The organism is Pseudomonas sp. Teo4 (assembly GCF_034387475.1).
Lineage (GTDB): Bacteria > Pseudomonadota > Gammaproteobacteria > Pseudomonadales > Pseudomonadaceae > Aquipseudomonas.
Genome location: NZ_JAXCIL010000002.1, coordinates 1,139,362 through 1,165,169, shown reverse-complemented (window position 1 = coordinate 1,165,169; position 25,808 = coordinate 1,139,362). Strand labels below are relative to the sequence as shown.

The following is a 25,808-nucleotide window of genomic DNA, read 5'->3' as shown; positions in this document are numbered from 1 at the left end:
CCTGTGCAACATGACGCGCGTGCAATCCACAACAGGGGAAATCCCATTTATGCAACGTTTTCTTAGCATCGCTCTGGCGCTCTGCGTCGGCCTGACGCTGAGCCTGGACGCCAACGCCAAGCGTTTCGGCGGCGGCAAGAGCTCGGGCTCCGCGCCTATCCACCAGACCCGCCAGGCCACGCCAACCACGCCTGCCGCCGCGCCGACCGCTCCTGGCCGTGCTCCGGCCGCTGCCAGCGGTGCTTCGCGCTGGCTGGGCCCACTGGCCGGCCTCGCCGCCGGTGGCCTGCTGGCTTCCATGTTCATGGGTGACGGCTTCGAAGGCTTCCAGATCATGGACTTCCTGATCGTCGCCTTGATCGCCTTCCTGGTGTTCCGCTTCATCGCGGCGCGTCGTCGCCAGCAGCAGCCGCAAATGGCCATGCCTGGCAATGCACCGTTCCAGCGTGAAGCTCACGCCCAGCCTGCCCAGCCGAACATCTTCGGTGGCTCGGCCGCGCCAGCTGCCGCAGCCGCTCCGGTGATCAACGCACCAGCCTGGTTCAACGAGCAAAGCTTCCTGGCTGCCGCCCGCAACCACTTCCAGTCGCTGCAGCAGCACTGGGATGCCAACGAGATGGACAAGATCGCCGAGTTCGTGACGCCGCAAATGCTCGAGTTCCTCAAGCGCGAACGTGCCGAGCTGGGTGATGGCTTCCAGTCCACCTACATCGACAACCTCGATGTGCAGCTGGACGGTGTCGACGATCGCTCCGACCGTACCGACGCCACCCTGACCTTCCGTGGCGTGTCGAAGAACTCGCGCTTCGACCAGGGTGAAGCTTTCAGCGAAAGCTGGCACATGGTGCGCGCCCAAGGCGAAAACCAGCCGTGGCTGGTCGCCGGTATCCGCCAAAACGGTTAACCGACGCACGTTGTACAAAAAACCCCGGGCTTGCCCCGGGGTTTTTGCTTTTGCCAAAGCGGGATACTAGGGTATAACGCGCAGCGTTCATCAAGGTCAGAGGATGTGAGCCGTGGAAGAAGTGATCGAACAACTCCGTGAAGCCAATGAGCCGGTACCGGTACCCCTGGAGCTTCCCGATGAGGACCAACTGGTCGAAATCGAGGAACAGCTGTTCATCAACATTCCCTTCGTGTTCAAGGAATTCCTGCTGACCGTCAGCGACGTGGTGTACGGCTCGCTTGAACCCGTGACCGTCACCGACCCGCAGTCGCACACCTACTTGCCCGACGTCGCGGCAAACGCATGGGATGCCGGTGTACCGCGCGATCTGATTCCACTCTGCCAAGACGGCGACAATTACTACTGTGTCGAGGAAGACGGCACTGTCGTACTGTGGGATGGCGATGAAGAAGCCGTGGGTGAAGACAGCTGGGAGTCGGTCTGGCACTGGGCCCGAGACGTCTGGCTCGAAAGCTGAGTGAGAATTAAACTCACAAAATAATGGCTCATAGCCATTAAGCACCGTAAAATCGCCAAGCTTTCTGCGCTTGGCGACACCGTTACCGCTCCATCCCCTCGGACTTCGGTGAACGCTGGCGCAGAAAGCCTACTGCGCTCAGTGCGAGTGGTCGCGGCTGTTTTCCAGGGTTTCCAGCAAGGCAATTTGCATGCGCGTATGAACGCGAATGAACCAGCGCCAAAGCAATGCCACCACCAATGCCGCCACCACTGCGATCACCAGCAGCAACTCGCTGGTGGGCAGAATGCTTGCCGATAGCGCCGACAACAGCAAGAAGATGACCAACAGCGACAGCAGCGGAATCACCTCAGCGATCACCCGCCGCACGCGCTGAGTATGGCGCCCGGCCATTTCCGGTTTCACACCCATCTCTGCCAGCAACATCGACAGCGCCTTGAGCTTGCGATAAGCCGCAATCAGGAACGGCAGCGAAAGCAGCAGCGCAGCGCCCCAGATCACCGCCTTCTGCTGGCTGACATCGCTCACCCACTCCATCAGCCAAGTGCCAATGCGCCCTGCAAAATAGCCTCCGCTGAAGAAGATCGCGATTACCAATGCCAGGTTCACACCCACCTGAAGCAGGATACGGCGGATCATCGCCGCCAGCATCGCGCCCTCACCTTGCGGCTGAATGCTGCGCAGCCACTCACCGTACAACGACAACACCCGCGCCAGGCGGCGGGGCACCACATGACCAAGCTTGATCGAGAGCGGATCGGCCGCGCGGATCAGGTACGGTGTCAGCAACGTGGTAATGGCCGAAACTGCCACGGCGACCGGATAGAGGAAGTCGCTGGTGACCTGCAACGTCATGCCCAGGGCAGCGATGATGAACGAGAATTCGCCGATCTGCGAAAGCCCCATCCCGACGCGCAGCGAAGTGCGGCCGTCATTGCCCGCGATGAATGCCCCCATGCCGCAGGACAACATTTTGCCCAGCACCACCGCCAGGGTGATGACCACGATCGGCCAGGCGTAATCGACCAGTACCTGAGGGTCGATCATCAGACCGATCGCAACGAAGAAAATGGCGCTGAACAGGTCGCGCACCGGTTCGATCAGGCGCTCGATCTTCAGCAACTGCCGCGACTCAGCCATGATCGCGCCAATCAGGAAGGCCCCCAGCACCATGCTGTACTCAAGCTTGACGACCAGCAGGCAGAACCCGAAACACAGACCCAGTACCGTGATCAGCAACATCTCGTTGCTTTCAAACTTCGCGACGTAGGCCAGCAACCGCGGCACCAGCAGAATGCCGATGACCAGCGCCACGATCATGAACAACGACAGTTTGCCCACCGTGGAGAACACTTCACCTGAACTGACCGTGCCGCTGACTGCGATCCCCGACAGCAAGGCAATGATGCCAATGCCGAGTATGTCCTCAACGATCAGTACGCCGAAAATCAGCTGGGCAAAGCGCTCGTTCTTCATCTTCAGGTCGTTGAGCGCCTTGACGATGATGGTGGTCGAAGAGATCGCCAGGATCGCCCCGAGGAACAGCGAATCCATGGTGCTCCAGCCGAACCAGCGGCCGATCTCGAAACCGATCCAGATCATCAGAACGATTTCCAGGAATGCTGCGATGAATGCCGTGGCTCCGACCTTGAACAGCTTGCGCAAACTGAACTCGAGGCCCAGGCAGAACATCAGGAAGATCACCCCCAGCTCGGCCAGGGTCTTGATGGTGTCTTCATCGTGGATCAGGCCGAATGGCGGCGTGTGCGGGCCAATGATGAAACCCGCCACGATGTAGCCCAGCACCACGGGCTGCTTGAGCCGATGAAAGAGAATCGTGACAACGCCGGCGACCAGCATGATCACTGCCAAATCCTGAATGAAGCTTATGGCATGCATGGCGCGATTCTCCTTTTTCTCGATGCCAGGGCAGACCGCTCCTCTGCCAAGGCAGCCCCGAGCGAGCAGCAAGTACATACTGTTTTGAATGCCGGAAAGCCCATGTTGCGTGGGCGTACTCAGGTTAACATCGCACCCCGCCGCAAAATGCCGGTGCAATATGCAGAAACAGATCGGCTACTTAACCGTCGCCGATGGCGTGATCGGCGTGACGATGGAGCGTCAGCCAACGTCCCGTATCAGGATGGCAAACATCAAGAGGGGAACAGAAGTGTCTGCAGATACCCGCCCCGATCCAGCGCAACCTCACCGTGAGCACACTATGGAACCTGGAAACGCCCAGCTGACTATGACCGTCCTGATGACCCCGGACATGGCCAACTTCTCCGGCAACGTACATGGCGGCACCCTGCTCAAGTATCTCGATGAAGTGGCTTACGCCTGCGCCAGCCGTTACGCCGGCAGCTATGTGGTGACCCTGTCGGTGGATCAGGTGATTTTCCGCGAGCCGGTACATGTTGGCGAATTGGTGACCTTCCTGGCGTCGGTCAACTACACCGGCAATACCTCGATGGAGGTCGGCATCAAGGTGGTGACCGAGAACATCCGTGAACGCTCCGTGCGCCATTCCAACAGCTGTTTCTTCACCATGGTGGCGGTAGACGACAACCGCCGCCCGGTGCAGGTACCGCCGCGCCAACCGCAGACCAGCGAAGAGAAGCGCCGCTTCCTGCAAGGCCAGCAGCGCCGTCAGATTCGCCAGGAGCTGGAAAAGCGCTACCAAGACCTCAAGACAGATTCGATCTAGCCCACCAGCCGCTGTGCCTCGAAGCGCACGCGCGGGTGGGCAATGCGGTCCTGCGCCCGCACCAGTTGCAGCTCATAGCTGGCGCAGGCTTGGGTTTCCAGCAGCACTTCGTGCACGGCCGCTGCAGTGAATTCGAACGCCTGCAGCCAGTTGTCGCCCAACAGCACGCGCGCCAGGAACAGGCCGGAGGTGAGGTCACCCACCCCCACCGGCTGACGCGGGAACGCCAACAAGGGACGGCGCAGGTGCCAGCTCTGCTCGCGGGTCACCAGCAGCATCTCGAACATGTCTTCGGCACGTCCGGGGTAGGCCAGGTGCTTGACCAATACCACCTGCGGGCCACGCTCAAGCAGGCTGCGAGCCATGGCCACGCAGTCTTCCAGGGACTCGGCGCGACGACCGCAGAAGCTGTCCAGTTCCAGTTGGTTCGGGCAAAGGATGTCTGCCTTGGCCACCGCCTGCTCCAGCAGGAACTCGCTCACTTCGACAGGAACGACGCAGCCCTTTTCCGCATGCCCCATGACCGGGTCGCACAGGTACAGGGCATTCGGGTTCACCGCCTTGATCCGCTCGACTCCTGCCAGAATCGCTCGCCCCTGCTCGGCGCTCCCCAGGTAACCGGAAAGCACGGCGTCGCAATTCCCCAGTTCACCAATGTTGTAAATACCTTCCACCAACGCAGGAATTTGCGCTGGGGCAAGCACTTCTCCAGCCCACTGGCCATACTGAGTGTGATTGGAGAACTGCACAGTATTGAGCGGCCACACGTTGACCCCGATACGCTGCATGGGAAACACCGCAGCGCCGTTTCCGGCATGGCCGAACACCACATGGGACTGGATTGCGAGCAGGTGCGGAGTACGTTTCATGCGGGAGGTTTCCAAAGCTGTTTCAAGAATTGTGCGCAGCGCAGTATGAACTCGATTGCCACCTGTACGACAGGCCAGGGACGCAGTTAAGCTGGTTCGACCTGTTTGGAGCATATGCAAATGTTGACCCTTGAGAACCTTCTCGTCCTGATGCTGGTGGCCACGGCAGGCGCTTGGTTGTGGCACAACCACGGGCTGCGCGAAAAAGCCCTGGAGCGGGTCAAGCAGCATTGCGCCAAGCTCGACCTTGAATTGCTCGACGACGCCGTTGCACTCAAACGTATCGCCTTCATCCGCGATGCAAACGGCAGAAAACGCCTGGCGCGGGTCTATGCTTTCGAATTCACGGTCACCGGCGAGCAACGCCACCCAGGCACCGTGACTCAATTTGGTGCCCATAGCGTGCAGATCGAACTGGCCCCCTACCCGTTCGAGATCAAGACTCCGCCTCGGGGCGACAATGTGATCGAGATGCAGCAGTGGCGCCAGGAGCACAATCGCTGGCGCAATTGATCAGCTGATTCGGCAATCACTCAGCGCATCGTTGAGGGCCTGCTGGGGCTGAGCTTGCTCGAAGATCAGTTCGATTCGTGAGTCCTTTCGCCAATCGCTTGGCTGCCAGTCCTGCACCACGCCGTTGAGGCCATTGAACGACTGCCAACCTTGAGCGCTGTGGATAACCCCCTTGGCACGACGCCATGGCCAGGCTTGAAGAAACGCTCGCAGACGCGGCGGATCGAAGCACTGGCTGGGATGCCAACGCCAGCCGATACTCCAGCCACCTTCACCCTTGTGGAAAAGACAAATTGGCAGCTGCGGATCTGTCCACAGGGCTGTAGGTGGTGACGGTAAATTACCCACAACCAGGTTTTCCACAGGCTGTACCTGCTCGCTGCCTGTGGACGAAACAGGAAGCATGCTCAACGGCAGCACGCCGTAATCGGTCCAAAAGCCCTGCTTTCCTACCAGCCGATTACTTATCAACAGCCGGTTTTCTTCATCCACAGACTCCGACTTGTTGAAAACCACCAGCCCGGAAGCCTGCAAGGCTTGTGTTTGAGCCTCCGGCAAGGGCTCTGCGCGGGCCAGCGCCAAGGCATCCACAACCATCAACAGTGGCTGCACTGCCAGCACCCCAATCCAGGGCGCTTGCCCGAGCTGGTTCAGCAGTTGCAGGGGGTGGCCGAGCCCCGAAGGCTCGATGAACAGACGATCGGGTCGGGCCTTGCGCAGAAGCCGGCCCAATCCAACCTGAAACGGCATGCCATTGACACAGCACAGGCAGCCGCCGGCCACTTCACCTATGGCAATGCCGTCCTGATCCTGATGCAGTAGCGCAGCATCCAGCCCAACCTGGCCAAATTCATTGACCAGTACGGCCCAGCGTTCGTTTGCTGGACGCTGGGCCAACAACTGGCGGATCAGGCTGGTCTTGCCGGCGCCCAGCGGGCCCGCGATGACATGTGTGGGAATGTTCTGCAGCATGCTATGGCTTCGAGACAGATATGCCGCCCACTATGCCCCTTCATGCCAACCAGTCAAGGCTGAACAGCAGGCGCCGCTCGCTGCCCGAAGGAGAACGATGGACCAGCCCGGCACCTTCGTTGCCCAGCCATTTCTCGCCTTTGAGAATGGCAACCTCGCCCGCCTTGAGGCACTCGATGTTATCCACAGGTGCGGGAGCGAGGTGCAAGCCCTCACGCCTGATTGCACCTTCGCGCAGCCACTCGCTACCCGGCCCGACGTAGGTCGTGAGCAAGCGCAATGGCACGTGGTCGACATGAAAGCGCGGGCACATGGCACCTTGCAGTACCCGCAGACGCAAACCAACCCGGCGTGCACCCAGCAGGCAGGTGAACGCCGCAACCAACCAGGCCACATCGGCGACGAAACTTTCGTACCCATGTAAATCGGCAGCTTCAGGCAGCAGATTGTTCAAGCGTGGGGGCTGATGTTCGTCCACCTCCAACACTCGTTCATCCGCCAGCGGTTGTTCAAGGCTGAGCACCAGCGCTGCAAAGTCCTCGATCTGCGCAGGTAAGCGGCGTTGCCAGACCGCAAGGTTGACGCCTTCGAGCAGAATGTCGGCCAGGCTCTGGGGCGATTCACCAAAGACCTGGTGGATATCCACAGGCTTCTGGGCCAGCCTCATGCTGCCGCCTCCTCATGCCAGGGTCCGAAGGGGTCCGGAAGACGCAGCCAGGCCATAGGGCCGAGGTTCATTTCTTCGTCGGTCAACAGGCAGGCATCCAGTTCTGTGGATAACTTATCGAAGTCTATGTGCTGCCCGATAAACACCAACTCCTGTCGGCAGTCCCCGCATTCTTCTGTCCACAGTTTGAGAATGGCGGCAGTGTTCTCTTCATCCTGCGGCCACTGCTCCTGTGGCACAAACCGCCACCAGCGACCCGCCATGCCATGACGCATCATGCCGCCGGCCTGTGACCAACTGCCGGCCTCCTGGAATTTGCTGGCCAGCCAGAAGAAGCCTTTCGAGCGCAGCAGACGGCCGTTATTCCAAGGGTTGTGGATAAAGTCGAAGAAGCGCTGTGGATGCAAGGGCCGGCGCGCTTGCCAGGTGGTGGCTGCGATTCCGTACTCCTCCGTCTCCGGCATATGCTCGCCTCGCAGTTCCTGCAGCCAACCCGGCGACTGCGCCGCTTGGTCAAAATCAAACAGACGCGTATCCAGAATTTGCGCCAGCGGTACCTGGCCCATGACCATCGGTACGATCTGCGCACGTGCGTTGAGGCTACGCAAAATGGCCGTGAGTTCTTCACGCTCGTGCTGGCTGATCAGGTCGATCTTGCTCAACAGCAACACATCGGCAAACTCCACCTGCTCGATCAACAGGTCGCTGATCGAACGCTCATCCTCTTCGCCTAGCGTTTCACCGCGGCTGGCCAGGCTCTCGGCAGCTTGATAGTCGCGCAGGAAATTCAGGCCGTCGACAACCGTGACCATGGTGTCCAGGCGCGCCATGTCGGAAAGGCTGCGACCTTGCTCGTCGCGGAAGGTGAACGTCTCAGCAACCGGCAGGGGTTCGGAAATGCCAGTGGACTCGATCAGCAGGTAATCGAAGCGGCCGTCCTGAGCCAACCGTGCAACTTCCTCAAGCAGGTCCTCGCGCAAGGTGCAGCAGATGCAGCCGTTGCTCATCTCCACCAGCTTTTCCTCTGCGCGGTTCAGGCTGACGTTGCGCTGCACCTCACTGGCGTCGATGTTGATTTCGCTCATGTCGTTGACGATCACCGCGACCCGCAGGTTGTCGCGATTACGCAGTACGTGGTTGAGCAGCGTGCTTTTGCCGGCGCCAAGAAAGCCGGACAACACGGTAACGGGTAAACGATTGGACATGGCGAAACCTCTTCAGGCGGACGCATTCGAAGCGATGCATTGCATAATGTTATAAAGTAACAATACAATTTCGCCAAGCCGTTCTCGTCGGATGCGTTGCCCGGAGTTGGAAAATGAACCTGTCACGCGCAGTCGTGCTGCTGTTGCTCATCGTGCCGTCGCCACTGTTCGCCATGCCCAGTGGCGGCAACCTCGCGTTGTGCACACGCAGCGCCACCCTGCTGGCCTGTCATGACGGCAAGGGCAGTTACTACAGTGTGCGCACAGATCACAGCAACCTGTACCTGCGAGGTTATGACCGCGCCAGCCGCCGCTTTTGGGCACAGACCAACAGCCGCTTCGGCACGCTGACATTCTTCACCGGGGTAGCCAGCGACGGTGAAGCCTGGGTCGGTTACAGCCGCCGTGTTGGCTGGACCACACTGAACCGTGTGTCGAGTTCCAGCGGAGAACGGTTCAATCTGCATTGCAGCCTGGTCGGCGGTTGCCGCTGACGACACTTTTCCTGGACTAACAGATGACCAGCCTGACGCTTCCCGATATCGCTGCGCAAACCCAACAGCACGCCATACCCTTGGACTGGGTCGGCATGTGCGGCATCGCCTTGCCCATCCAATTCGAGGGACGTAGCGTGGCGGCAACGGCCGACGCGGGTGTCAGCCTGGTGGACGAAACTTCGCGTGGCATTCACATGTCGCGGCTGTACCTCTCGCTAGAGACATTGGAACAGCAAACACTTACACCGCTTTCCATTCGTCGTTTACTAGCGGATTTCCTCAGCAGCCATGAAGGTCTGTCTTCAGCCGCTTACCTGCGCCTGAACTTCGATCATCTGCTGAAGCGGCCTGCTCTGGTCAGCCCGTTAACAGGCTGGAAAAGCTATGCAGTAACGATCGATGCAAAGATTGAAAATGAAATGTTCCACGTGGAACTATCCATCCGCGTGCCGTATTCATCCACCTGCCCATGCTCGGCAGCCCTTGCCAGACAGTTGATTCAGCGGCAGTTTCAGGCGGATTTTGGCGACCAGGAAATTAGCCATGATGCCGTGCTGCAGTGGCTTGGGAGCACGCAGGGTATTGTCGCAACACCCCATAGCCAACGCAGCCAGGCGTTGGTTCGCGTGCGACTGCAGGACAAACTGGACCGGATTCCCGTGACCGAGTTGATCGACAGCATCGAATCCAGTTTGGGCACTGCCGTTCAGACGGCGGTCAAGCGTGCTGACGAACAGGCCTTCGCACTGGCCAACGGACAGAACCTGATGTTCTGTGAAGATGCCGCACGACGTATTCACCTATCGCTGCGGCAGTTGAGTTGGAGCTCGGCTTTCACCGTGCGCGTGGAACATGCAGAAAGCCTGCACGCCCACGACGCAGTCGCCACAAGCCAGTGGCAATGGTGAAGACTCAGCTGCGAGGTTTGACGGTACCGCAATCGCTACCCAGCCAGACCGCTTTGGTGTTCATGCTGCCTTGCTGCTGAACACCCGAAGCATTGAAGGTACCGCTGACCTGAGTGTGGAACTCCCGATCACTGAGGAAGGTAGCCTGCCCAGTGCCTTGGGCTCGTGGGCAGCTGAATTGGAACTTCCAGACATTGCCAGTGCGGTCGGTAACCTTCTGCGTGCACCCGGACTTAGGGTCCTGAAGCGGAATGTCATCGGTCTTGACCTGCTCGGGAGTGAGGCAAGAACGCACGCCCTTTCCGCCCACAGTGACACCCTGCTTGGCCAGCACACCCTCCATCATCGCCCGCTGCTCCGGTGGCAGGTTCTTCAATTGGCCAAGCATGAATTCCATGTCGGGCAAAGGCTTGCCATCGACCTGCATGTTGCTGGTGGTCAACTCCCACAGGCCAGGTTGCAACATCTGCGCATGCACCACAGGGCTGCTCAGGCCCAGGGCCAGAACCAACAGTGGCAGACGAATCTTCATGGACGAACGCTCCTCGAGAAAGCCGGCCAACGGGCCGGACTGTGCCTTAGACGCTAAATCCGTTCGCGGGTTGCAAGCCATACCCTGAACGTGTTCTGTTATCCCAAGTGTATTCGGCAAGCAGGATGCGTATGGATTACCACAGCCCCTACTTCTTCGGTTACGTGCTGGGTGTGATTCACCTGGTCGGCATATTCGCTGCCCTGCATGCGGTGTTCACCGTACGCACCGCCCAAGGCGCCATTGCCTGGGCCATGTCGCTGTTCTTCATTCCCTACCTCACCCTGGTCCCTTACCTGGTCTTCGGCGCACGCTCCTTCTATGCCTACATCCACGCTCGCCGGCAGGCCAACCAGGAAATGCACGTGGCCATGGCCAACCTCAATTGGCGGCCCTGGGTAGAGGAAGCCCTTACAGCGAGAGAATCGGAAAGTTACGCAGCCTTGCGGGCGATGCCCAAGCTCGGGCGAATGCCGTGCCTGGCGAACAACCAGGTGAAACTGCTGATCAACGGAACAGCGACCTTCGATGCCATCTTTGCGGCCATCGCCAACGCACAGCAAGCGGTGCTGGTGCAATTTTTCATTATCCACGATGACGTCATCGGCAAAGAGCTTCAGCAGTTGTTGCTACGCAAGGCTGCCGAGGGGGTGAGGGTCTTCGTGCTGTATGACCGGGTTGGCAGCCATGCCTTGCCCGCGGCCTACAGCCAGGTACTGCGTGATGGCGGTGTTCAGATACATGCATTCGCAACCCGACGCGGCTGGTTCAACCGCTTCCAGGTCAACTTCCGCAACCATCGCAAGATCGTCGTGGTGGATGGCCTGCTTGGGTTCATCGGCGGTCACAATGTCGGTGACGAATACCTTGGAGGGCATCCGCGTTTATCACCTTGGCGCGACACCCATGTGCAAGTGAGTGGTCCGGTGCTGGCCTGCCTGCAAGAGTCATTTGCCGAAGATTGGTACTGGGCCACGCGCCAGCTACCCCCACTGATCTTGCCGGATGCCTACCCGGAAAACGGCGTGCTTTGCCAAGCCTTGGCCAGCGGCCCGGCGGACCCTCAAGAAACCTGTTCGCTGTTCTTCATCGAGGCCATTCACTCTGCGACCCGACGCGTGTGGATCACCAGCCCCTACTTCATCCCCGACGAGGCCGTGTTCGCCGCCTTGCGCCTGGCCGTCCTGCGGGGGGTGGATGTACGCATTCTGATTCCATCGCGACCGGACCATAGAATTGTCTACGCTGCCTCGAGCCTGTTCGCCTTCGAGGCAGTGCGAGCAGGCGTGCGCATGTTCCGCTACCTGCCAGGCTTTCTTCATCAGAAGGTGGTGTTGGTGGACGACGAAGTCAGCGCCATCGGCAGTGCGAACCTGGACAACCGCTCGTTCCGCCTGAACTTTGAAATCACCCTGCTCACCATCGACCGCGTATTCGCAGACCAAGTCGAGAGCATGCTGATCCATGACTTTGAACATGCCAGGGAAATCACTGCGGAAGACAGCCGGGATACGCATCGCCTTCAACAACTGGGGATGCGAATCGCCCGACTGATCTCACCGATTCTGTGAGGGGTTAGCGGTAAAGGTCTTCACGGGTCCAAGGCAGGTCGTGGTGGCCATCGGCATAGGGCTTCACTGCCAGAATCTGGTGCAGGTTGATCCAGCCCTTCTGGAACGCATAGGCACAACCCGCCAAGTACAGGCGCCAGATGCGCAAGGTCTTTTCCGGAACCAGGTCTGCAGCCTTGTGCAGTTGGTTCTCAAGGTTTTCGCTCCAGTGGTTGAGAGTCTTGGCGTAATGCAGACGCAGGCTCTCCACATCCACCACTTCAAGGCCGGTCTCACCGATACTGGCGCTGATCATCGACAGATGCGGCAGCTCACCGTTAGGGAATACATAGCGGTCGATGAACTCGCCAGCGCCCCGCCCGACCGGGCGACCATCCACGTGTCTGGCGGTGATGCCATGGTTCATCACCAGGCCTCCATCACGCACGGCACCGAACAGACGCTGACAGTACAAGTCGAGGTTGGCGTGCCCAACGTGCTCGAACATGCCGACGCTGACCACCTTGTCGAAGCGGCCGTCCTGAGGCAAGTCGCGGTAGTCGAGAATCTGCAGATTGACCTTGTCGGCCAGCCCCTCCTCCTTCACCCGCTGACGCGCAAGCTTGAGCTGCTCTTTGCTCAACGTGATACCGAACACCTTGGCGCCATACTCTCGCGCAGCAAAACGTGAAAGCCCACCCCACCCACAACCGACATCAAGCAGATAGTCCCCAGCCTGCAGACGTAACTTGCGGCACAGGTGATCGAACTTGTCTTGCTGGGCTTGGGCGAGGGTGTTGTCCACCTCTTTGAAGTAGGCGCATGAATACGCCATGTCCGGATCGAGCCACAGCTGATAGAACTCGTTGGACAGGTCGTAGTGATAGGAAATGGCTTCAGCGTCCGTATCCTTGTCATGGGACTTACGCTGCGGCGAGGTTTCATCCTCATCGGTGAGCAAGGCCTCACTGAGCTCGTCGCAAACCCGAATGACTTCCCCGATGTCGCCCTCAAGCTCCAGCTTGCCTTCAATGAACGCCTCGCCCAACTCACCCAGGCTGGGGTGAGTCAATTGGGTAATCAGCTGAGGCTCCTTGATCAGGATCGTGACGTGTGGGCTTGGCCCAAGATCGAACTGGTTACCGTCCCACAACTTCAGACGCAAAGGTAAGTGCAGGCTTTGCAACGCGGGTGGAAGTTGCGCAAGCATCGATGACCCTCCCTTTCATGTAGCGGGCGTGACACCTAACAATTGGGACGCCACCGCAAAAGGGTAGTTCATTGGTACGAAGTTTCCTCTAAACACGACCATGGTCTAGAACTAACAGACATGAAAGACTCATAGATTGTATACAATCTCGTGCGCTCAGACTAACCTTGTGCCCCTCTCGCGCTTCTTAATCCTGGAGTAGAACCCATGAAATCCTACGACGTAGTGATCATCGGCGGCGGCCCCGGCGGCTACAACGCGGCGATCCGTGCCGGTCAGCTGGGCATGAGCGTGGCCTGCGTGGAAGGCCGCTCGACCTTGGGCGGCACCTGCCTGAATGTTGGCTGCATGCCATCCAAGGCGCTGCTGCATGCCTCTGAACTTTACGAAGCCGCCAGCGGCGACGAGTTCGCGCACCTTGGTATCGAGGTGAAACCCACCCTCAATCTTGCCCAGATGATGAAGCAGAAGGACGAGAGCGTGACCGGCCTGACCAAGGGCATCGAATACCTGTTCCGCAAGAACAAGGTCGACTGGGTCAAAGGTTGGGGCCGTCTGGATGGCGTAGGCAAGGTTATCGTCAAGGCAGAAGACGGCAGCGAAACCACACTGCAAGCCAAGGACATCGTCATCGCCACCGGCTCCGAGCCGACTCCGCTGCCCGGTGTAACCATCGATAACCAGCGCATCATCGACTCCACTGGTGCCCTCGCCCTGCCACAGGTGCCCAAGCACCTGGTGGTGATCGGCGCTGGGGTGATCGGCCTGGAACTGGGTTCGGTATGGCGACGTCTTGGCGCCCAAGTCACCGTCATCGAGTACCTCGACCGCATCTGCCCGGGCACGGACGAAGAAACCGCCAAGACCCTGCAGAAGGCCCTGGCCAAACAAGGTATGGCCTTCAAGCTGGGCAGCAAGGTTACCCAGGCCAACGCCTCGGCCGACGGCGTCAGCCTCACCCTAGAGCCTGCCGCTGGTGGTGCCGCCGAAACGTTGCAAGCCGATTACGTACTGGTCGCCATCGGCCGCCGTCCTTATACCAAGGGCCTGAACCTGGAAAGCGTGGGCCTGGAAACCGACAAGCGCGGCATGCTCGACAACCAGCACCATCGTACTTCGGTGCCCGGCGTCTGGGTCATCGGCGACGTCACCTCCGGCCCGATGCTGGCGCACAAAGCCGAAGACGAAGCGGTTGCGTGCATCGAGCGAATCGCCGGCAAGCCGCATGAGGTCAACTACAACCTGATCCCAGGCGTGATCTACACCCGCCCCGAACTGGCCAGCGTCGGCAAGACCGAGGAGCAGCTCAAGGCCGAGGGCCGTGCCTACAAGGTCGGCAAGTTCCCCTTCACCGCCAACAGCCGAGCCAAGATCAACCACGAGACCGAAGGCTTCGCCAAGGTCATCGCCGATGCCAACACTGATGAAGTGCTGGGCGTTCATCTGGTCGGCCCGAGTGTCAGCGAGATGATCGGCGAATTCTGTGTCGCCATGGAGTTCTCAGCCTCGGCCGAAGACATCGCCCTCACCTGCCACCCACACCCGACCCGCTCCGAGGCCTTGCGCCAGGCGGCGATGAATGTGGATGGGATGGCGATGCAGATCTGATTCGCAACCGCCAGAGAAACAAAGCCCCCTATCGGGGGCTTTGTTCGTAGGGAGAGCGTGTTAACTGGCTTAAGTGCATGCCAAAGCAAACGATCCACTAAAAGGCAAATCGCTCTCGGGTAAATTTTGGTACCAAATCCTCCAACGCTTGGCCGGCTACCGCTTTAGCCAAGCACTCTCCCAGCGCCGGGGCGAACTTGAAGCCGTGGCCAGAGCATGCCGAAGCGTAGAACACTCCCGGCAACTCCTTCGATTCGCCCAGCACGAAGGCCTCGTCCGGAGTAAGTGTGTACACGCACTTGCGCGAAGCATAAGGCCTGGCAACTAGATCTGGGAGCACCTGCTCAACACAAGCAGTCATTTCATCAATGAGCACCTCGGGTACCCGTTGCAATTGCGTTTCGAGATCCAAAGGCACCTGCTGGTGGTTGTGAAAGCCGATCTTGATTCCCGGCTCGGCGTTATCGATCTGCGGCGTGCCATACAGCAGACGACCGTCTTCGAGTTCGTAAAGAAACGCTGGAAAGTCGGTAAAGCATGACTCTTTACCGGGCTTGAAAGCACACCAATAGACTGGCACGCTGCATGAACGCACAAGGCCGACAAGGTCAGGAATCAACGTTCCGCCCAAGCCTGCGCCTGTCGCCAATACCAACTTTCGGGTATGAAGCACCTGGCCATTGGCAAGGCGAAGATATAGGCCATCCTTGATACGGGTGATCTCCTGCAACTGGCTACCGAAGCGCAGCTCGGCGCCGTTGGCTACCGCTTGGTTGTGCATCTGCAGCCGTGCGTCGTCGGCGGCTATGGTGAACGCCCCTTCCTCGAATAAGCCTTCCATCTGCCCGCCAATCTGGAACATCGGAAACTCTCCGCTAGCTTGCACAGCGGTCAGGCGCCGATGAGCTATATCACCGGCTCGGGCAGTGGCCACACTGCCAGATACCACCCCCGAGCAAGCAGGCCCAATGAAAAGGCCTCCACTTTGGTGGAGCAATGTCCGATGACAACTGGCCTGCAACTCGTGCCAGCCGCGCTCGGCCTTGTTCAGTAAAGGGAGGTAGTCCTCGCCTTCCCAATAAGCTTGGCGAAAGATGCGCGAGCCTCCGTAGGAACTACCCTGCAAATTGATCGGCCCGCTAGCCTCCAGGCCCAGCACGGAGGATTGTTGTTGTGACAACCTCCACAGCGTGGCGCTACCAAGAATGCCCAGCCCAACAACCACAGCACTATAGGTATGAAGCATCTTCAACAACTCCATCTTGTGCTGTTCGATCAGGGTTTGAGCATGGGTTCGAGGATCACCAGCAACATGGCGAGCGCAATCAGCGAAAACGCCAACAAAGTACCCGGGGATGGGGCTTGACCATAGAAGCCCAGGGCAAGACAGAACTGAGTCAAAGGCAGGACAAACTGCATCAGGCCCATGACACTCAACGGCAGGTGTCGCGTCGCAAACGAGAACAGCGCCAGCGGCAACAGCGAAACCACTCCGCACAGCAACAGCAGGCTCATATCAGCAGCTCCGAGCACTGTGATGTCCTGCATCGGCGCGTCGAACAACAGGATCAACGGAACTGACAACACACCCAGCACCAAAGATTCAATAAAAAGCCCAGACCACGGAGATAGTCGCGCCAATTTCTTCAGCCAGGCATACCCGCCCCAGGTAATACCGATTGCCAGGAAGACTCTGTTGTCGAGGCTACCTGCGTCGATGATCAGGTACAGCACGCTTCCCACCACCAACGCCAACGCCAGACCCCGTCGCAGCGACAGCCGTTCACGGTAGAGCAGAATACCTAGACCGATGACCAGTACTGGCGCGATCAGGTAACCCATTCCGCTTTCCAGTACGTGACCATGGATGGAGGCCCATATGAACGTGCCCCAATTCACGGCCACGAACAACGCAGCCGCCCCATGCAGCAGCAAGTCACGTCGGGTTAGTCCTCGCAGCACCGGCGCCAGTTCACGGCGCAACGCCAATACCAAGGTGACGCACAACAGCGAAATCAACACCCGATATCCCAGCAAGACTAACGCAGGCAGCACACCGAGGGCCTTCCAATACAGCGACGAAAGGCCTAGCAAACAATTGGAGACCAACGCGGCCGACAAACCTGCGACCGTGGAAAAAGATCTGGAAGACATGGCCATCACCCTTTGAGAGGCTTGAAGGAGAACTCGATGACCTCATAGGACCAGAACAACTCACCTTCTGCGGTGAAGCGACAATGTGCCCGGCCTTGGCTGGTCCATCGTGCGACCTCCTCGTTCAGCAAGGGGCGCAGCGCCTGCCATTGCTCGGTGTAGAGCAGCAGTGGGAACTCTTGGCGGTCGAGCAATGACCAGTCGATATGCAGACAGCCCTCGTGCATCTGATACAGGTCGCGCATCACATCAGCTATGCCGACTAACGAGTTGAGCCCAACAATAAGCTTACCCCCAGGCTTTAAGTAACGCGGGGCCTCCCGGAAAAACTGTCGCAGAGTTTGCTCGCCATAGAACATTGTCTCCAACGCCAGCCCTTCGGCTACCGTACTTTTCTGCAGGGCGCTAATGAATGTCGCCGACGGTGTCTGCCACCCCGGAGGGTTAAATAGAATTACATCGAAGCCCTCCCCCGGCAGAACAGCGTCGAACAAGTCGCCGTGGACGAATTCGATTCGAGGTTCGCCCATGTTAAGCAACTCATTGGCCCTGGCCGTCTCCACGGCTTTCTGCGAAATATCGCTCGCGGTGACATTTCGCATACCCAGTTGGCGCAGCAATATGGCATGGACTCCACTACCCGTGCCCAAGTCGAGGAATCGCGCATCACGATGACGCCCGCCAAAGCGTCTTGTGATCAGTTCAGCAAATGCCTCGCCGGCTGGACTGACCCTGAATACCCGTGGATCATCGATCAAACTAATCCGTTGCCCCATGCCAAAGTACAGCGCGTAGACATCGTTTTTCGGCTGTTCGCAGCCGGCAGTGGCATGCCGTCCTGATTCAGATTGGATAATCATGTTGGCCTCCACCGACTACTGGCCAAGTTGCATCGAGCGTCTGGCAGCCGAGTCCAGCGCGCTGCCGATCAGCCCTTTGAAACCTGCATTGGCAAGTGTGCCGATTGCATGTTCGGTAGTGCCGCCAGGCGTCTGGACCTCTTGGCAGATCTGGCTGACGGTCTTTCCTTGAGCACGGATAAGCGCTGTGGTCCCGCTGAGTAATTGCAAGGCAACCAGTGCCGCTTGTTCACGATCCAAGCCGCTACGAAGACCATAGTCCTGCAGGGCTTCGGCGAAATAGGCAACCAACGCCGGGCCACCGCCGGCCAATGCTGTGCCTGTATCAATCTGCCATTCCTCCTCGACCCGCAGCGAAATACCGATCGCATCGAAAATCTGCCGGGCTTCTTCAAGCAAGGCACTACTCGAGCTTTGCGGTGCGTAGTACATCGTCACGCCCTGCGACACCTCGGAAGGCGTGTTTGGAATGGCTCGGACGATGGCGTCATGCCCCAAAAATCGCACCAAGGAGGCATGAGTGATACCTGCCATGACCGAAATAACCGGCCCGCAATGCCTGGTAAGCGCAGGGTTTAGGGTCAATGCGTTCTCGAACTGTTGAGGTGGTACAGCCAATACCACGCAGTCTTCCGAGCTGAGTTCATCTAATTTCGGCGCAACCTTGTAGCCAAGTTTTTGCCAACTCCGAGCGCGTTGCGAGTCTGTCTCAATAACCCGTAAGTTCGCGGAACTGTTTTGATTTTTTTTGAGAGCACGCAAGATCGCACCACCCATATGGCCCGCACCGAGCACATGTATATTTTTCATATAATCTCTCTTTGAATAAATGTTGGATAATTCGCATGAAAAGCGGATCCTAGTACAAATCCATAGAGGAAATACGGCAAATAACTGTGGGAAAATTCTTGTCGCCACGTAGGAAACATTTATTGTTTAAACTTTTATTTTCCTTTCAAATACTTATAGTTATGACCTGAAAACTTTAAGAGCCGATGAGATAACCGAACTGATGGAAGTCTGGCTGTGGGTGTAATTCATATTTATTGTTAAATACCCTGCGAAGCCCGGTACCGTTCAAAGGTCATCGCCAATCCCAACACCAATGAATGTAGACAGGATGGCGATGCAGATCTGACCCTCCCACGAGGCCCAATGCCAGGCGGTTGCAAGGATGACCAACCGTTTGGCGCCCGCCCAGGCAGATTTTTGGTTCGCGGATATGCTGGACGATGGAGCTGTACCCCCCGAGCTACTCGGGACCACTGGCAACAAGGAGGTTCACCATGTCATCCGCCCCGCGTGTACGCCGTTCCCTCAGTGATATCCAGTACGACTACGACCATGGCAAGAAAGAAGAACTTGAAGCGCTGATGCGTGCCTGGAAGGGCATCAAGGATCTTCCCGCCAACCACCCCAATTCCTTCTTCACCCTCGGTGGCCTGCATGGCGAGCCGTTCCGTGACAAGGGCAAGACCGACCCCAACTGGTGGGGTGGCTACTGCCAGCACGGAACGGTGCTTTTCCCAAGCTGGCATCGCGCTTATCTCTGGCGTCTGGAAGAGGCACTGCGCAGCATCCCGAAATGTGAAAACGTCACCTTGCCGTTCTGGGATGAATGCAGTGATGAATCACGGGAAAAAGGAATTCCTTCGGCCCTGACACAAGAGTATTTCGTGCTCGACGGCCAGAAGATCGAAAACCCGTTGCGCTCATTCGTGTTCCCACAGGCCATCACCGATGAAGTCACGGGCACCCCCATCGTCTACAGCAAGCCGGAGGGGTACGAGACCGTGCGCTATCCGCTGTCCGGACTGGTGGGCACCGAGGCCGATAGCCTGGCGACCGATGCGCACAACAAGCGCTTTCCGGACCCGGTCAAGAATGTCGGCTACCTCAATGACAACATCAGCACCTGGCTGAGCGGCAAGATCAAGATCGGTGGCAAGTGGCGTGGCGAGGTGTTCAGTCGCTTTGAAAACTGCCTCGACGCCCCGACTTACACGTTGTTCTCCAATACCACCTCGGCCGGCGAGAAAAACAAGACCGCGCCAGCCGGCACCCACTACGTATCCCTGGAAGAGCCCCACAACTTCATGCACCTGGCGGTCGGTGGTTTCGACTACCCCGGTCAGGGAGACAGTTCGGCGATTCCTGGGGCCAACGGCGACATGGGCGAGAACGAAACGGCCGGGCTGGACCCGATTTTCTTCTTCCACCACTGCTTCATCGACTATGTGTTCTGGACCTGGCAACGTCGGCAAGGCACCACCGATGAATTCAGCATCGACGCCAGCGACCCGGGCGCCAGCTACTACAAGCCCGATGGTGTGCAGCCCCCGGCAGGTGCCGCAGGCCTGGACCCCAATGCCATCCTGAGCCTGGACACCTCGTTGGATCCGTTCAGGAAGGCCGATGGCACGCCCTTTACCACCAAGGACTGCATCAACATCGAGAAGCAACTGGGCTACGTCTATGGCAAAGGCTCACTCGATGCCTATGCCCAACCGGCTCACCCGTTGCTGTTCAAGGCCGAGGCAATCCAACCGTCCGGCAAGACGCTGCGAGTCAGCCGAATCAACCGTGGGAAAATTCGCGGGTCGTTTCTGATCAGCGCCTATGCGAAGGTGGACGGCAAGCGTGAGTACCTGGGCACCCGGCCGATCCTGAGCCGTTGGCACGTCGAGGGGTGCATGAACTGCCAGACCCACCTGGAAGCCACGGCCACGTTCAAGCTGCCGCTCAATGCCGATAGTTCGGCAATTGACGAGAGCACGATCGAGGTCGAAGTGCAGACCCGTGACACGGTTCTGACGCGGCCAGAGGCAGCGCGTCTGCTCAGCACCGGCGCCGCGGCGGCAACTGACGCACCCTTCAAGCTGGAGACTTACTGATCTGCCGCTGGCGCGGCGGCCGAAGCTGTTTTTCGGTCGCCGCGCTCATAGGCGATGAAGATTGCGCCGACAACCATCACCGGCAGGTGGATGGATGGCAGACAAAATGCGATAAGCATCAATGGCCAGCAGGTGGTGAAGCACCACAGGCCATGCAAGGCACCTGAGGCCACCGGCCCCACCCTCTCCAGCAGCCCCGTTTTTCTTGGATTGACGTGCAGATGGCAGCGCGTCAGGGAACGAGTTTTCACGCCGCTGAACTGCCAACCCACCGCCGTCGCCAACGCCAGGAGCCCTGCCATCAGCTGTGAGCCGGTAAAGGAAATCAGCAGCAGTGCCAGCGTCAGCAGTGCCAGGCAGCCCAACAGCCATACGCAAAAGTACCCCATCAGAAACAGCACTACGGCCGGTCCCCGTTGGTGAAGACGTGACCGCACCCAGAGATGTCGCAAAGGCCCCTGAAGCGCTGGCAGCATCATTGCAATCAGCATGAGGCCCATGGCAGCGGCGAATGCGATGACGTCCAGGGTGGAATAGTAGAGACGCACGTAAACCCAGCCTTCGGCGAGCATCGATGGCGAGCCGCTGATGCAGAAGGATTCGAGTTCGTCGTGGATGTCGTTGCTGAAAGCCATCAGGGCGAAGGCGGCCAGGCTGACAGCCCATAAGGCGCACTTGAGAGGGTCCTGACAGTTTTCGCGAGCCCATGCCGCCAGTGGCGGGCGAGAGCGGTAGGTGCTGGCCATGAACAAGACCTCCCTGTCGTCGACAATCACGGCATGGCTCACTGCCTTCACCGCGTTATTGACTATAGAGCGGGTTTCACGGATTACCGCTGCGCTCCGTCGGCAAACTCAACGGGGCCGCGCTGATCCGGCGCGATCACTGGTCACACCAAAGGCCTTCTCCTAAATTCATCCAAGGCAAGTTAAGCCCAAAGTCTGTCTCAATTTTAGGGACAATCATTCCCGTTTTTGCCTAATTGTCTTGATTCATTTCCAACTTCAGAATGGCCCCCATACCGCAGACAACGCCACCGGCACCGCGCGGTGACTTACTTGAAACCCAATGCTTTCAACCATTCTGAAGAGATGACGACCATGTCCAAACGCGAACTGCTGAACCCAACCAACTCCGCCCTGATCCTGATCGACCATCAGCCGCAAATGGCTTTCGGCGTTCAATCGATCGACCGCCAGACGCTGAAGAACAACACCGTTGGCCTGGCCAAGGCGGCCAAGATCTTCAACGTGCCGACCATTTACACCTCGGTCGAAACCGAGAGTTTCAGCGGCTACATCTGGCCAGAGCTGCTGGCGGTCAACCCAGGCGCCCAGCCGATCGAGCGCTCTTCGATGAACAGCTGGGAAGACGCCAAGCTGGTCGAAGCGGTGAAGGCCACCGGCCGCAAGAAACTGATCATGGCGGCACTGTGGACCGAGGTCTGCCTGACCTTCCCGGCACTGGAAGCCATGGAAGCCGGCTACGAGGTGTACATCGTTACCGACGCTTCCGGTGGCACCACTCAGGAAGCCCACGACATGGCCGTGCAGCGCATGATTCAAGCTGGCGCGATCCCGGTGACCTGGCAGCAAGTTCTGCTCGAGTACCAACGTGACTGGGCGCACAAGGACACCTACCAGCCCGTGATGGACCTGGTTCTGGAGCACAGCGGTGCGTACGGCATGGGTGTTGATTACGCCTACACCATGGTGCACAAGGCCCCGCAACGTAAGCTGTCCTGACCGTTAGACATCGGCCATCAGCCTGAGCAGCAGCCGCGCTCGGGCTGACGGTTTTACGCTGACTCGTCGCGATGCGCTGAGTGGCCCAAGGTTTTTTACCGTCTTGAAACGAGGATTCATGAAAATGGCTACGCCTGAGATTCAAGATCAGCCAAAGCGCTTGGCAGACATCTCAATGCCACTTGGCCTGCTCTTTCTCCGTGTATCTGCTGCATTGCTACTGCTGCAAATTCACGGCCTTCCCAAGCTGCTCAACTGGAGCACCGAGCTGCAACGTATCGAGGACCCATTCGGTTTGGGGCCAACGTTGACGCTCACAATGGCCGTTTTCGCCGAGGTGGTTTGCCCGGTATTGCTGATGCTGGGCGTATTTGCGCGTCTTGCGTGTCTGCCAGTTCTCGCCGTGCTTGGTGTCGCGCTGGTAGTGGTTCATCCAGAGTGGACGTTGGAGCAAGCGCAGTTCGCTTGGCTGTTCACCGTGCTGTTTATAGGCTTGGCCATCACGGGTCCAGGTGCCTGGACCTTCAAGACTCCAACGTTTTCGGCAAAACGCAGCCTTGCCTGATCCATTGGACGATCCCATCGGTTTGTACAGTACTGACGTCTACGAAACCGCCGCGGTCTCTGGAATCCGCAGTTCTGCAGCGAGGAAATCCAGGAACGCTCGGGTTTTAAGAGGCACTCGGCGAGCTGATGGGTACACGGCATTGATCGAGATAGGAGGTGCCTCCCATTCCTTCAGGATTTGCACCAAGCGTCCTTCTGCTAACGCCTTCTCGACGATGAACAGCGGCAGAAGAGCAATTCCCATATCAGCCTCCGCGCCTTGCGCCAGCAGGTCACCATTGTTGGCGTGAAGAGGCCCTGTCACGTGAACACGTTGAATTTCCTTGCCATTGCTCAACTGCAAACTGGCCCCACTTTGCAGGTAGCCGTAGTTCAAGCATTTGTGGCAAGCCAGATCTTTGGGAGTCTCGGGAACGCCGTGTTGAGCCAAATAACCCGGTGATGCGACCAAGACTCTCGGCGCCGGCGATAGCTGCTTCGCAATCAGCGACGAATCTGCAAGGCTGGCAATACGAATCGTCACATCGAATCCACCCTTGATAGGGTCGACCTGCTGGTCGCTCAAAACCAGTTGCAGTTCCACCTTCGGGTACAGGGCATGAAATTGCGGCAGCAACGGACCGAGCCGGCAAAGGCCAAACGACATCGGCGCATTTACCCGCAGTACGCCTTGCACCTCTGCCAAGCCACTGCGTGCTCGCTGCTCTGCTTCCTCAAGCGACGCCACGACTTCCCGGCAGGCTTCGTAATACTCACAACCGGCCTCGGTCAGGTGCAGGCTGCGGGTCGTTCTGTGCAGCAACTGGACGCCAAGCGCCTCTTCCAGCGCCTGTATCTGCTTGCTTACCTTCGATCTTGGTACATGCAAGACCCTCGCGGCTGCGGCGAATCCGCTGGCGTCGACAGTGGCGATAAAGGCCCGCATGCATTCAATTCGGTCCACTCGAATTTCCTTTGGTCAGGGGGACGATACCCGGCGCGAGAATAAACTTCCTGCCGGGTTGTTTCTTGCAGGTCTGTGCTCCCTAAGGGTGCTCGGCTATTGTCCCTGTTTTAGAAACAGTAAAATCAAAAATCGCTATATTGTTGCAACTAATGGGAGCTTTTACTATTTCTCCATCGCCCGCCACGCTGGCAAACACTAGAAACTTAGGAGCAATAAGATGAACTCTCTGAAAGACACCACTGCAGTTATCGGTCGCGTATTGCTAGCCGTTCTTTTCCTGCTCAGCGGCCTCAGCAAGCTGGCTTCGCCCGAAGGCACCATCGCCTATATCGAATCGAGCGGCCTGCCCTTCCCGGTCCTGAGCTACCTGGCAGCACTGGGCGTTGAACTGGGCCTCGCAGCTCTGCTGATCGTCGGTTTTCAAACACGCATCGTCGCTGTGGTCATGGCTGGATTCACCGTGATGGCCGCCTTCGCCTTCCACAACAACCTGGCGGACCAAGGGCAGTTCATCAACTTCTTCAAGAACATCTCGATCGCCGGCGGCCTGTTGCAAATCGCAGCCTTTGGTGGTGGTGCAATCAGCGTGGATGCATGGCTGTTGAACCTGAAAGCGCGGGCAACTGAAAAGGCCTTGCTGAAGACCGCCTGAAACTTTGCGAACTGTGTAAATGAAAAAGCCCCGGCATTTAGCCGGGGCTCACGTTTTTTGTTGCTGATTAATAAACTTTGTCCCAAAACCTCTTGAAATTCGCGGCCTAGCGGGGAGATTGATCCTGGGGAAGAGAAAATAAAGGTTGTCACAAAGCATAGCTTTTCAAAAATTCTCGGGGTTTTTCGTTTAATAAAGGTTGTCACAACAATAAAGGTTGTCACAGCAAAGGTTCAGCCACAGAAAAATCGCAGGAATGTACCGTGCAAAACCCCCAAAAAAATTATGATGGTATCTTTTTGGGATGGGTAACCCGTGTGGGCGCTCTTGCATCGTTGGATTTAGAGAATTAAAACTGTCGCAGGAGCCGGTGAGGCCTCTCTCCTCCGCTCCTGCGAGCACTGCCCCTCGCTCAAACCACCCGTTGCTGTGTGACTGCGGTGCTCGCTACTTGATCGCAGAAACGTCAGTAAGCCAGGCATTCGACTCGGCTGAAAAGGTAGCCGGTGATGCTGGTTTTGACCGGCAGGCCAAGGCTAACCTCATGTGCGAGCTATACGTGATCCTTGGAGCTTTTGATGCCCCAACTGCAGTGCTGGATCAGGTGTTTGCTGCGGTCGAAGACGAAGAGCTTCCGTACTCCACTCTGATTCCATTCGAGAATGACAAATGAACAAGATCAATTGGTTCGCGGTTTCCAACCCAGACGGCAAGCGCTTTCCCGAGTGGCGCCGGTCGTTTGGCGTCAGTGACAGCGGTACTAGGGGGAACCGCAGAATTCGGAAAAAATCGTACGCTAAGCTAACGGTGTTCTCGTGACAGCTCTTTGACTAGGCTTTCTAAGGGGTCGTCTCAGAAAACGGAAAATAAAGCACGCTAAGGCATAGCCGAACCTGCCAAGCTTGCTCCACCCTGTAGTGACGCGATCAGCGGGCAGGAAACGTTCCCCCTTCGCGCATGGCAGGCGCACACCAACTCAGACAGCACGGCCTCCATGCGCGCCAGGTCAGCCATTTTCTCGCGCACGTCCTTGAGCTTGTGCTCGGCCAGACTGCTGGCTTCCTCGCAATGGGTGCCATCCTCCAGCCGCAGCAGCTCGGCGATCTCATCCAGGCTGAAGCCCAGCCGCTGGGCTGATTTCACGAAGCGCACCCGCGTTACATCCGCCTCGCCATAGCGGCGGATGCTGCCATAGGGCTTGTCAGGCTCCAGCAACAAGCCCTTGCGCTGATAGAAACGGATGGTCTCCACATTGACCCCGGCCGCCTTGGCGAAAACGCCAATGGTCAGGTTCTCCAAATTGTTTTCCATATCGCTTGACTCCGTAC

Annotated in this window: 27 protein-coding genes; 13 read left to right on the top strand and 14 right to left on the bottom strand. The window is 58.2% G+C overall.

Features of this window, described 5'->3' with window-relative positions:
* Positions 1 to 49 precede the first annotated feature (49 nt).
* Positions 50 to 904 carry a Tim44 domain-containing protein gene (locus PspTeo4_RS21590; RefSeq protein WP_322365908.1) on the top strand — a complete coding sequence of 285 codons (855 nt, stop codon included), beginning with the start codon at positions 50 to 52 and terminating at the stop codon, positions 902 to 904.
* Positions 905 to 1,016: 112 nt separating this feature from the next.
* Positions 1,017 to 1,424: an SMI1/KNR4 family protein gene (locus tag PspTeo4_RS21585; protein ID WP_322365907.1), complete on the top strand. Its 408-nt coding sequence runs from the start codon at positions 1,017 to 1,019 to the stop codon at positions 1,422 to 1,424.
* Positions 1,425 to 1,562: 138 nt separating this feature from the next.
* On the opposite strand, the gene PspTeo4_RS21580 is transcribed toward PspTeo4_RS21585, so the two are convergent.
* Entirely contained in the window at positions 1,563 to 3,323 is a 1,761-nt protein-coding gene (locus PspTeo4_RS21580; protein ID WP_322365906.1) for a cation:proton antiporter, read from the bottom strand.
* A 322-nt stretch (positions 3,324 to 3,645) separates the two neighbouring features.
* Between PspTeo4_RS21580 and PspTeo4_RS21575 the strand changes: the two genes are divergently transcribed.
* A complete protein-coding gene (locus tag PspTeo4_RS21575; RefSeq protein ID WP_023383088.1) occupies positions 3,646 to 4,131 on the top strand; it encodes an acyl-CoA thioesterase in 486 nt (161 codons plus the stop codon).
* Here the strand turns inward: PspTeo4_RS21575 and pdxY are convergent.
* Entirely contained in the window at positions 4,128 to 5,000 is an 873-nt protein-coding gene (pdxY, locus tag PspTeo4_RS21570; protein WP_322365905.1) for a pyridoxal kinase PdxY, read from the bottom strand. The genes PspTeo4_RS21575 and pdxY overlap by 4 nt on opposite strands.
* A gap of 120 nt (positions 5,001 to 5,120) precedes the next feature.
* Here pdxY and PspTeo4_RS21565 point away from each other — a divergent pair, with 120 nt between their 5' ends.
* A complete protein-coding gene (locus tag PspTeo4_RS21565) occupies positions 5,121 to 5,513 on the top strand; it encodes a DUF3301 domain-containing protein (RefSeq protein WP_322365904.1) in 393 nt (130 codons plus the stop codon).
* On the opposite strand, the gene PspTeo4_RS21560 is transcribed toward PspTeo4_RS21565, so the two are convergent.
* Genes PspTeo4_RS21560 through zigA form a run of 3 tightly spaced genes read right to left on the bottom strand, consistent with a single transcriptional unit; the run spans position 5,514 to position 8,357 of the window.
* On the bottom strand, positions 5,514 to 6,485 hold the full coding sequence (locus PspTeo4_RS21560) for a CobW family GTP-binding protein (RefSeq protein WP_322365903.1): 972 nt from the start codon (positions 6,483 to 6,485) through the stop codon (positions 5,514 to 5,516).
* 40 nt (positions 6,486 to 6,525) lie between these two features.
* On the bottom strand, positions 6,526 to 7,152 hold the full coding sequence (locus tag PspTeo4_RS21555) for a DUF1826 domain-containing protein (protein WP_322365902.1): 627 nt from the start codon (positions 7,150 to 7,152) through the stop codon (positions 6,526 to 6,528).
* Positions 7,149 to 8,357 (bottom strand): zinc metallochaperone GTPase ZigA, encoded by a 1,209-nt coding sequence (gene zigA / locus PspTeo4_RS21550; protein WP_322365901.1) that lies wholly within the window; start codon positions 8,355 to 8,357, stop codon positions 7,149 to 7,151. The genes PspTeo4_RS21555 and zigA overlap by 4 nt, the downstream gene beginning before the upstream one ends.
* 113 nt (positions 8,358 to 8,470) lie before the next feature.
* On the opposite strand from zigA, the gene PspTeo4_RS21545 reads away from it, so the two are divergent.
* Together PspTeo4_RS21545 and folE2 are read left to right on the top strand one after the other, a co-directional pair.
* Positions 8,471 to 8,851 carry a glutamine synthetase gene (locus PspTeo4_RS21545; protein WP_322365900.1) on the top strand — a complete coding sequence of 127 codons (381 nt, stop codon included), beginning with the start codon at positions 8,471 to 8,473 and terminating at the stop codon, positions 8,849 to 8,851.
* 23 nt (positions 8,852 to 8,874) lie between these two features.
* Positions 8,875 to 9,762, top strand: coding sequence for a GTP cyclohydrolase FolE2 (gene folE2, locus PspTeo4_RS21540; RefSeq protein WP_322365899.1), 888 nt, complete (start codon positions 8,875 to 8,877; stop codon positions 9,760 to 9,762).
* A gap of 4 nt (positions 9,763 to 9,766) precedes the next feature.
* Here folE2 and PspTeo4_RS21535 read toward each other — a convergent pair whose 3' ends face one another.
* The gene (locus PspTeo4_RS21535; RefSeq protein ID WP_322365898.1) at positions 9,767 to 10,294 is read right to left on the bottom strand and encodes a DUF3617 domain-containing protein; all 528 of its coding nucleotides are present in this window, start codon (positions 10,292 to 10,294) and stop codon (positions 9,767 to 9,769) included.
* A gap of 131 nt (positions 10,295 to 10,425) precedes the next feature.
* Here PspTeo4_RS21535 and cls point away from each other — a divergent pair, with 131 nt between their 5' ends.
* Positions 10,426 to 11,865, top strand: a complete 1,440-nt coding sequence (gene cls / locus PspTeo4_RS21530; RefSeq protein WP_322365897.1) for a cardiolipin synthase — start codon at positions 10,426 to 10,428, stop codon at positions 11,863 to 11,865.
* Positions 11,866 to 11,869: 4 nt separating this feature from the next.
* Here the strand turns inward: cls and cfaB are convergent, their stop codons facing one another.
* On the bottom strand, positions 11,870 to 13,054 hold the full coding sequence (cfaB, locus tag PspTeo4_RS21525) for a C17 cyclopropane fatty acid synthase CfaB (protein WP_322365896.1): 1,185 nt from the start codon (positions 13,052 to 13,054) through the stop codon (positions 11,870 to 11,872).
* Positions 13,055 to 13,261: 207 nt separating this feature from the next.
* On the opposite strand from cfaB, the gene lpdA reads away from it, so the two are divergent.
* On the top strand, positions 13,262 to 14,662 hold the full coding sequence (lpdA, locus tag PspTeo4_RS21520; protein WP_322365895.1) for a dihydrolipoyl dehydrogenase: 1,401 nt from the start codon (positions 13,262 to 13,264) through the stop codon (positions 14,660 to 14,662).
* 97 nt (positions 14,663 to 14,759) lie between these two features.
* Here lpdA and solA read toward each other — a convergent pair whose 3' ends face one another.
* From solA to proC, 4 genes are read right to left on the bottom strand one after another with little or no spacing between them, the layout of a single operon-like run.
* Positions 14,760 to 15,908 (bottom strand): N-methyl-L-tryptophan oxidase, encoded by a 1,149-nt coding sequence (gene solA, locus PspTeo4_RS21515; RefSeq protein WP_322365894.1) that lies wholly within the window; start codon positions 15,906 to 15,908, stop codon positions 14,760 to 14,762.
* 29 nt (positions 15,909 to 15,937) lie between these two features.
* Positions 15,938 to 16,816 carry an EamA family transporter gene (locus tag PspTeo4_RS21510; protein ID WP_322365893.1) on the bottom strand — a complete coding sequence of 293 codons (879 nt, stop codon included), beginning with the start codon at positions 16,814 to 16,816 and terminating at the stop codon, positions 15,938 to 15,940.
* Positions 16,817 to 16,821: 5 nt separating this feature from the next.
* The gene (locus PspTeo4_RS21505) at positions 16,822 to 17,676 is read right to left on the bottom strand and encodes a class I SAM-dependent methyltransferase (protein ID WP_322365892.1); all 855 of its coding nucleotides are present in this window, start codon (positions 17,674 to 17,676) and stop codon (positions 16,822 to 16,824) included.
* Positions 17,677 to 17,691: 15 nt separating this feature from the next.
* Positions 17,692 to 18,486: a pyrroline-5-carboxylate reductase gene (gene proC, locus PspTeo4_RS21500; RefSeq protein WP_322365891.1), complete on the bottom strand. Its 795-nt coding sequence runs from the start codon at positions 18,484 to 18,486 to the stop codon at positions 17,692 to 17,694.
* Positions 18,487 to 18,962: 476 nt separating this feature from the next.
* On the opposite strand from proC, the gene PspTeo4_RS21495 reads away from it, so the two are divergent.
* Positions 18,963 to 20,570 carry a tyrosinase family protein gene (locus PspTeo4_RS21495; RefSeq protein WP_322365890.1) on the top strand — a complete coding sequence of 536 codons (1,608 nt, stop codon included), beginning with the start codon at positions 18,963 to 18,965 and terminating at the stop codon, positions 20,568 to 20,570.
* Here the strand turns inward: PspTeo4_RS21495 and PspTeo4_RS21490 are convergent.
* Positions 20,564 to 21,316: a DUF2182 domain-containing protein gene (locus PspTeo4_RS21490; RefSeq protein WP_322365889.1), complete on the bottom strand. Its 753-nt coding sequence runs from the start codon at positions 21,314 to 21,316 to the stop codon at positions 20,564 to 20,566. The genes PspTeo4_RS21495 and PspTeo4_RS21490 overlap by 7 nt on opposite strands.
* A gap of 354 nt (positions 21,317 to 21,670) precedes the next feature.
* Here PspTeo4_RS21490 and PspTeo4_RS21485 point away from each other — a divergent pair, with 354 nt between their 5' ends.
* Together PspTeo4_RS21485 and PspTeo4_RS21480 are read left to right on the top strand one after the other, a co-directional pair.
* Positions 21,671 to 22,315 (top strand): hydrolase, encoded by a 645-nt coding sequence (locus PspTeo4_RS21485; RefSeq protein WP_322365888.1) that lies wholly within the window; start codon positions 21,671 to 21,673, stop codon positions 22,313 to 22,315.
* A 124-nt stretch (positions 22,316 to 22,439) separates the two neighbouring features.
* The gene (locus PspTeo4_RS21480; RefSeq protein WP_322366912.1) at positions 22,440 to 22,880 is read left to right on the top strand and encodes a DoxX family protein; all 441 of its coding nucleotides are present in this window, start codon (positions 22,440 to 22,442) and stop codon (positions 22,878 to 22,880) included.
* A 39-nt stretch (positions 22,881 to 22,919) separates the two neighbouring features.
* Here the strand turns inward: PspTeo4_RS21480 and PspTeo4_RS21475 are convergent, their stop codons facing one another.
* A complete protein-coding gene (locus PspTeo4_RS21475) occupies positions 22,920 to 23,825 on the bottom strand; it encodes a LysR family transcriptional regulator (protein WP_322365887.1) in 906 nt (301 codons plus the stop codon).
* Between the two features lie 220 nt (positions 23,826 to 24,045).
* Here PspTeo4_RS21475 and PspTeo4_RS21470 point away from each other — a divergent pair, with 220 nt between their 5' ends.
* Together PspTeo4_RS21470 and PspTeo4_RS21465 are read left to right on the top strand one after the other, a co-directional pair.
* Entirely contained in the window at positions 24,046 to 24,480 is a 435-nt protein-coding gene (locus PspTeo4_RS21470) for a DoxX family protein (RefSeq protein ID WP_322365886.1), read from the top strand.
* A gap of 451 nt (positions 24,481 to 24,931) precedes the next feature.
* Positions 24,932 to 25,153: a hypothetical protein gene (locus PspTeo4_RS21465; RefSeq protein ID WP_177410003.1), complete on the top strand. Its 222-nt coding sequence runs from the start codon at positions 24,932 to 24,934 to the stop codon at positions 25,151 to 25,153.
* A 203-nt stretch (positions 25,154 to 25,356) separates the two neighbouring features.
* Here PspTeo4_RS21465 and PspTeo4_RS21460 read toward each other — a convergent pair whose 3' ends face one another.
* Positions 25,357 to 25,791, bottom strand: coding sequence for a mercury resistance transcriptional regulator MerR (locus PspTeo4_RS21460; RefSeq protein ID WP_003131969.1), 435 nt, complete (start codon positions 25,789 to 25,791; stop codon positions 25,357 to 25,359).
* Positions 25,792 to 25,808: the final 17 nt, after the last annotated feature.

Bases quoted from the DNA above. Each gene is read 5' to 3' on its own strand.
- PspTeo4_RS21505 (WP_322365892.1), bottom strand. From the start codon at position 17,676: ATGATTATCCAATCTGAATCAGGACGGCATGCCACTGCCGGCTGCGAA.
- PspTeo4_RS21480 (WP_322366912.1), top strand. From the start codon at position 22,440: ATGGCTACGCCTGAGATTCAAGATCAGCCAAAGCGCTTGGCAGACATC.
- zigA (WP_322365901.1), bottom strand. From the start codon at position 8,357: ATGTCCAATCGTTTACCCGTTACCGTGTTGTCCGGCTTTCTTGGCGCC.
- PspTeo4_RS21545 (WP_322365900.1), top strand. From the start codon at position 8,471: ATGAACCTGTCACGCGCAGTCGTGCTGCTGTTGCTCATCGTGCCGTCG.
- folE2 (WP_322365899.1), top strand. From the start codon at position 8,875: ATGACCAGCCTGACGCTTCCCGATATCGCTGCGCAAACCCAACAGCAC.
- PspTeo4_RS21495 (WP_322365890.1), top strand. From the start codon at position 18,963: ATGTCATCCGCCCCGCGTGTACGCCGTTCCCTCAGTGATATCCAGTAC.
- PspTeo4_RS21535 (WP_322365898.1), bottom strand. From the start codon at position 10,294: ATGAAGATTCGTCTGCCACTGTTGGTTCTGGCCCTGGGCCTGAGCAGC.
- PspTeo4_RS21485 (WP_322365888.1), top strand. From the start codon at position 21,671: ATGTCCAAACGCGAACTGCTGAACCCAACCAACTCCGCCCTGATCCTG.
- PspTeo4_RS21555 (WP_322365902.1), bottom strand. From the start codon at position 7,152: ATGAGGCTGGCCCAGAAGCCTGTGGATATCCACCAGGTCTTTGGTGAA.
- PspTeo4_RS21490 (WP_322365889.1), bottom strand. From the start codon at position 21,316: ATGGCCAGCACCTACCGCTCTCGCCCGCCACTGGCGGCATGGGCTCGC.
- PspTeo4_RS21590 (WP_322365908.1), top strand. From the start codon at position 50: ATGCAACGTTTTCTTAGCATCGCTCTGGCGCTCTGCGTCGGCCTGACG.
- PspTeo4_RS21560 (WP_322365903.1), bottom strand. From the start codon at position 6,485: ATGCTGCAGAACATTCCCACACATGTCATCGCGGGCCCGCTGGGCGCC.
- PspTeo4_RS21575 (WP_023383088.1), top strand. From the start codon at position 3,646: ATGGAACCTGGAAACGCCCAGCTGACTATGACCGTCCTGATGACCCCG.
- proC (WP_322365891.1), bottom strand. From the start codon at position 18,486: ATGAAAAATATACATGTGCTCGGTGCGGGCCATATGGGTGGTGCGATC.
- PspTeo4_RS21580 (WP_322365906.1), bottom strand. From the start codon at position 3,323: ATGCATGCCATAAGCTTCATTCAGGATTTGGCAGTGATCATGCTGGTC.
- PspTeo4_RS21565 (WP_322365904.1), top strand. From the start codon at position 5,121: ATGTTGACCCTTGAGAACCTTCTCGTCCTGATGCTGGTGGCCACGGCA.
- solA (WP_322365894.1), bottom strand. From the start codon at position 15,908: ATGCTTCATACCTATAGTGCTGTGGTTGTTGGGCTGGGCATTCTTGGT.
- PspTeo4_RS21460 (WP_003131969.1), bottom strand. From the start codon at position 25,791: ATGGAAAACAATTTGGAGAACCTGACCATTGGCGTTTTCGCCAAGGCG.
- PspTeo4_RS21470 (WP_322365886.1), top strand. From the start codon at position 24,046: ATGAACTCTCTGAAAGACACCACTGCAGTTATCGGTCGCGTATTGCTA.
- cfaB (WP_322365896.1), bottom strand. From the start codon at position 13,054: ATGCTTGCGCAACTTCCACCCGCGTTGCAAAGCCTGCACTTACCTTTG.
- PspTeo4_RS21510 (WP_322365893.1), bottom strand. From the start codon at position 16,816: ATGTCTTCCAGATCTTTTTCCACGGTCGCAGGTTTGTCGGCCGCGTTG.
- lpdA (WP_322365895.1), top strand. From the start codon at position 13,262: ATGAAATCCTACGACGTAGTGATCATCGGCGGCGGCCCCGGCGGCTAC.
- cls (WP_322365897.1), top strand. From the start codon at position 10,426: ATGGATTACCACAGCCCCTACTTCTTCGGTTACGTGCTGGGTGTGATT.
- pdxY (WP_322365905.1), bottom strand. From the start codon at position 5,000: ATGAAACGTACTCCGCACCTGCTCGCAATCCAGTCCCATGTGGTGTTC.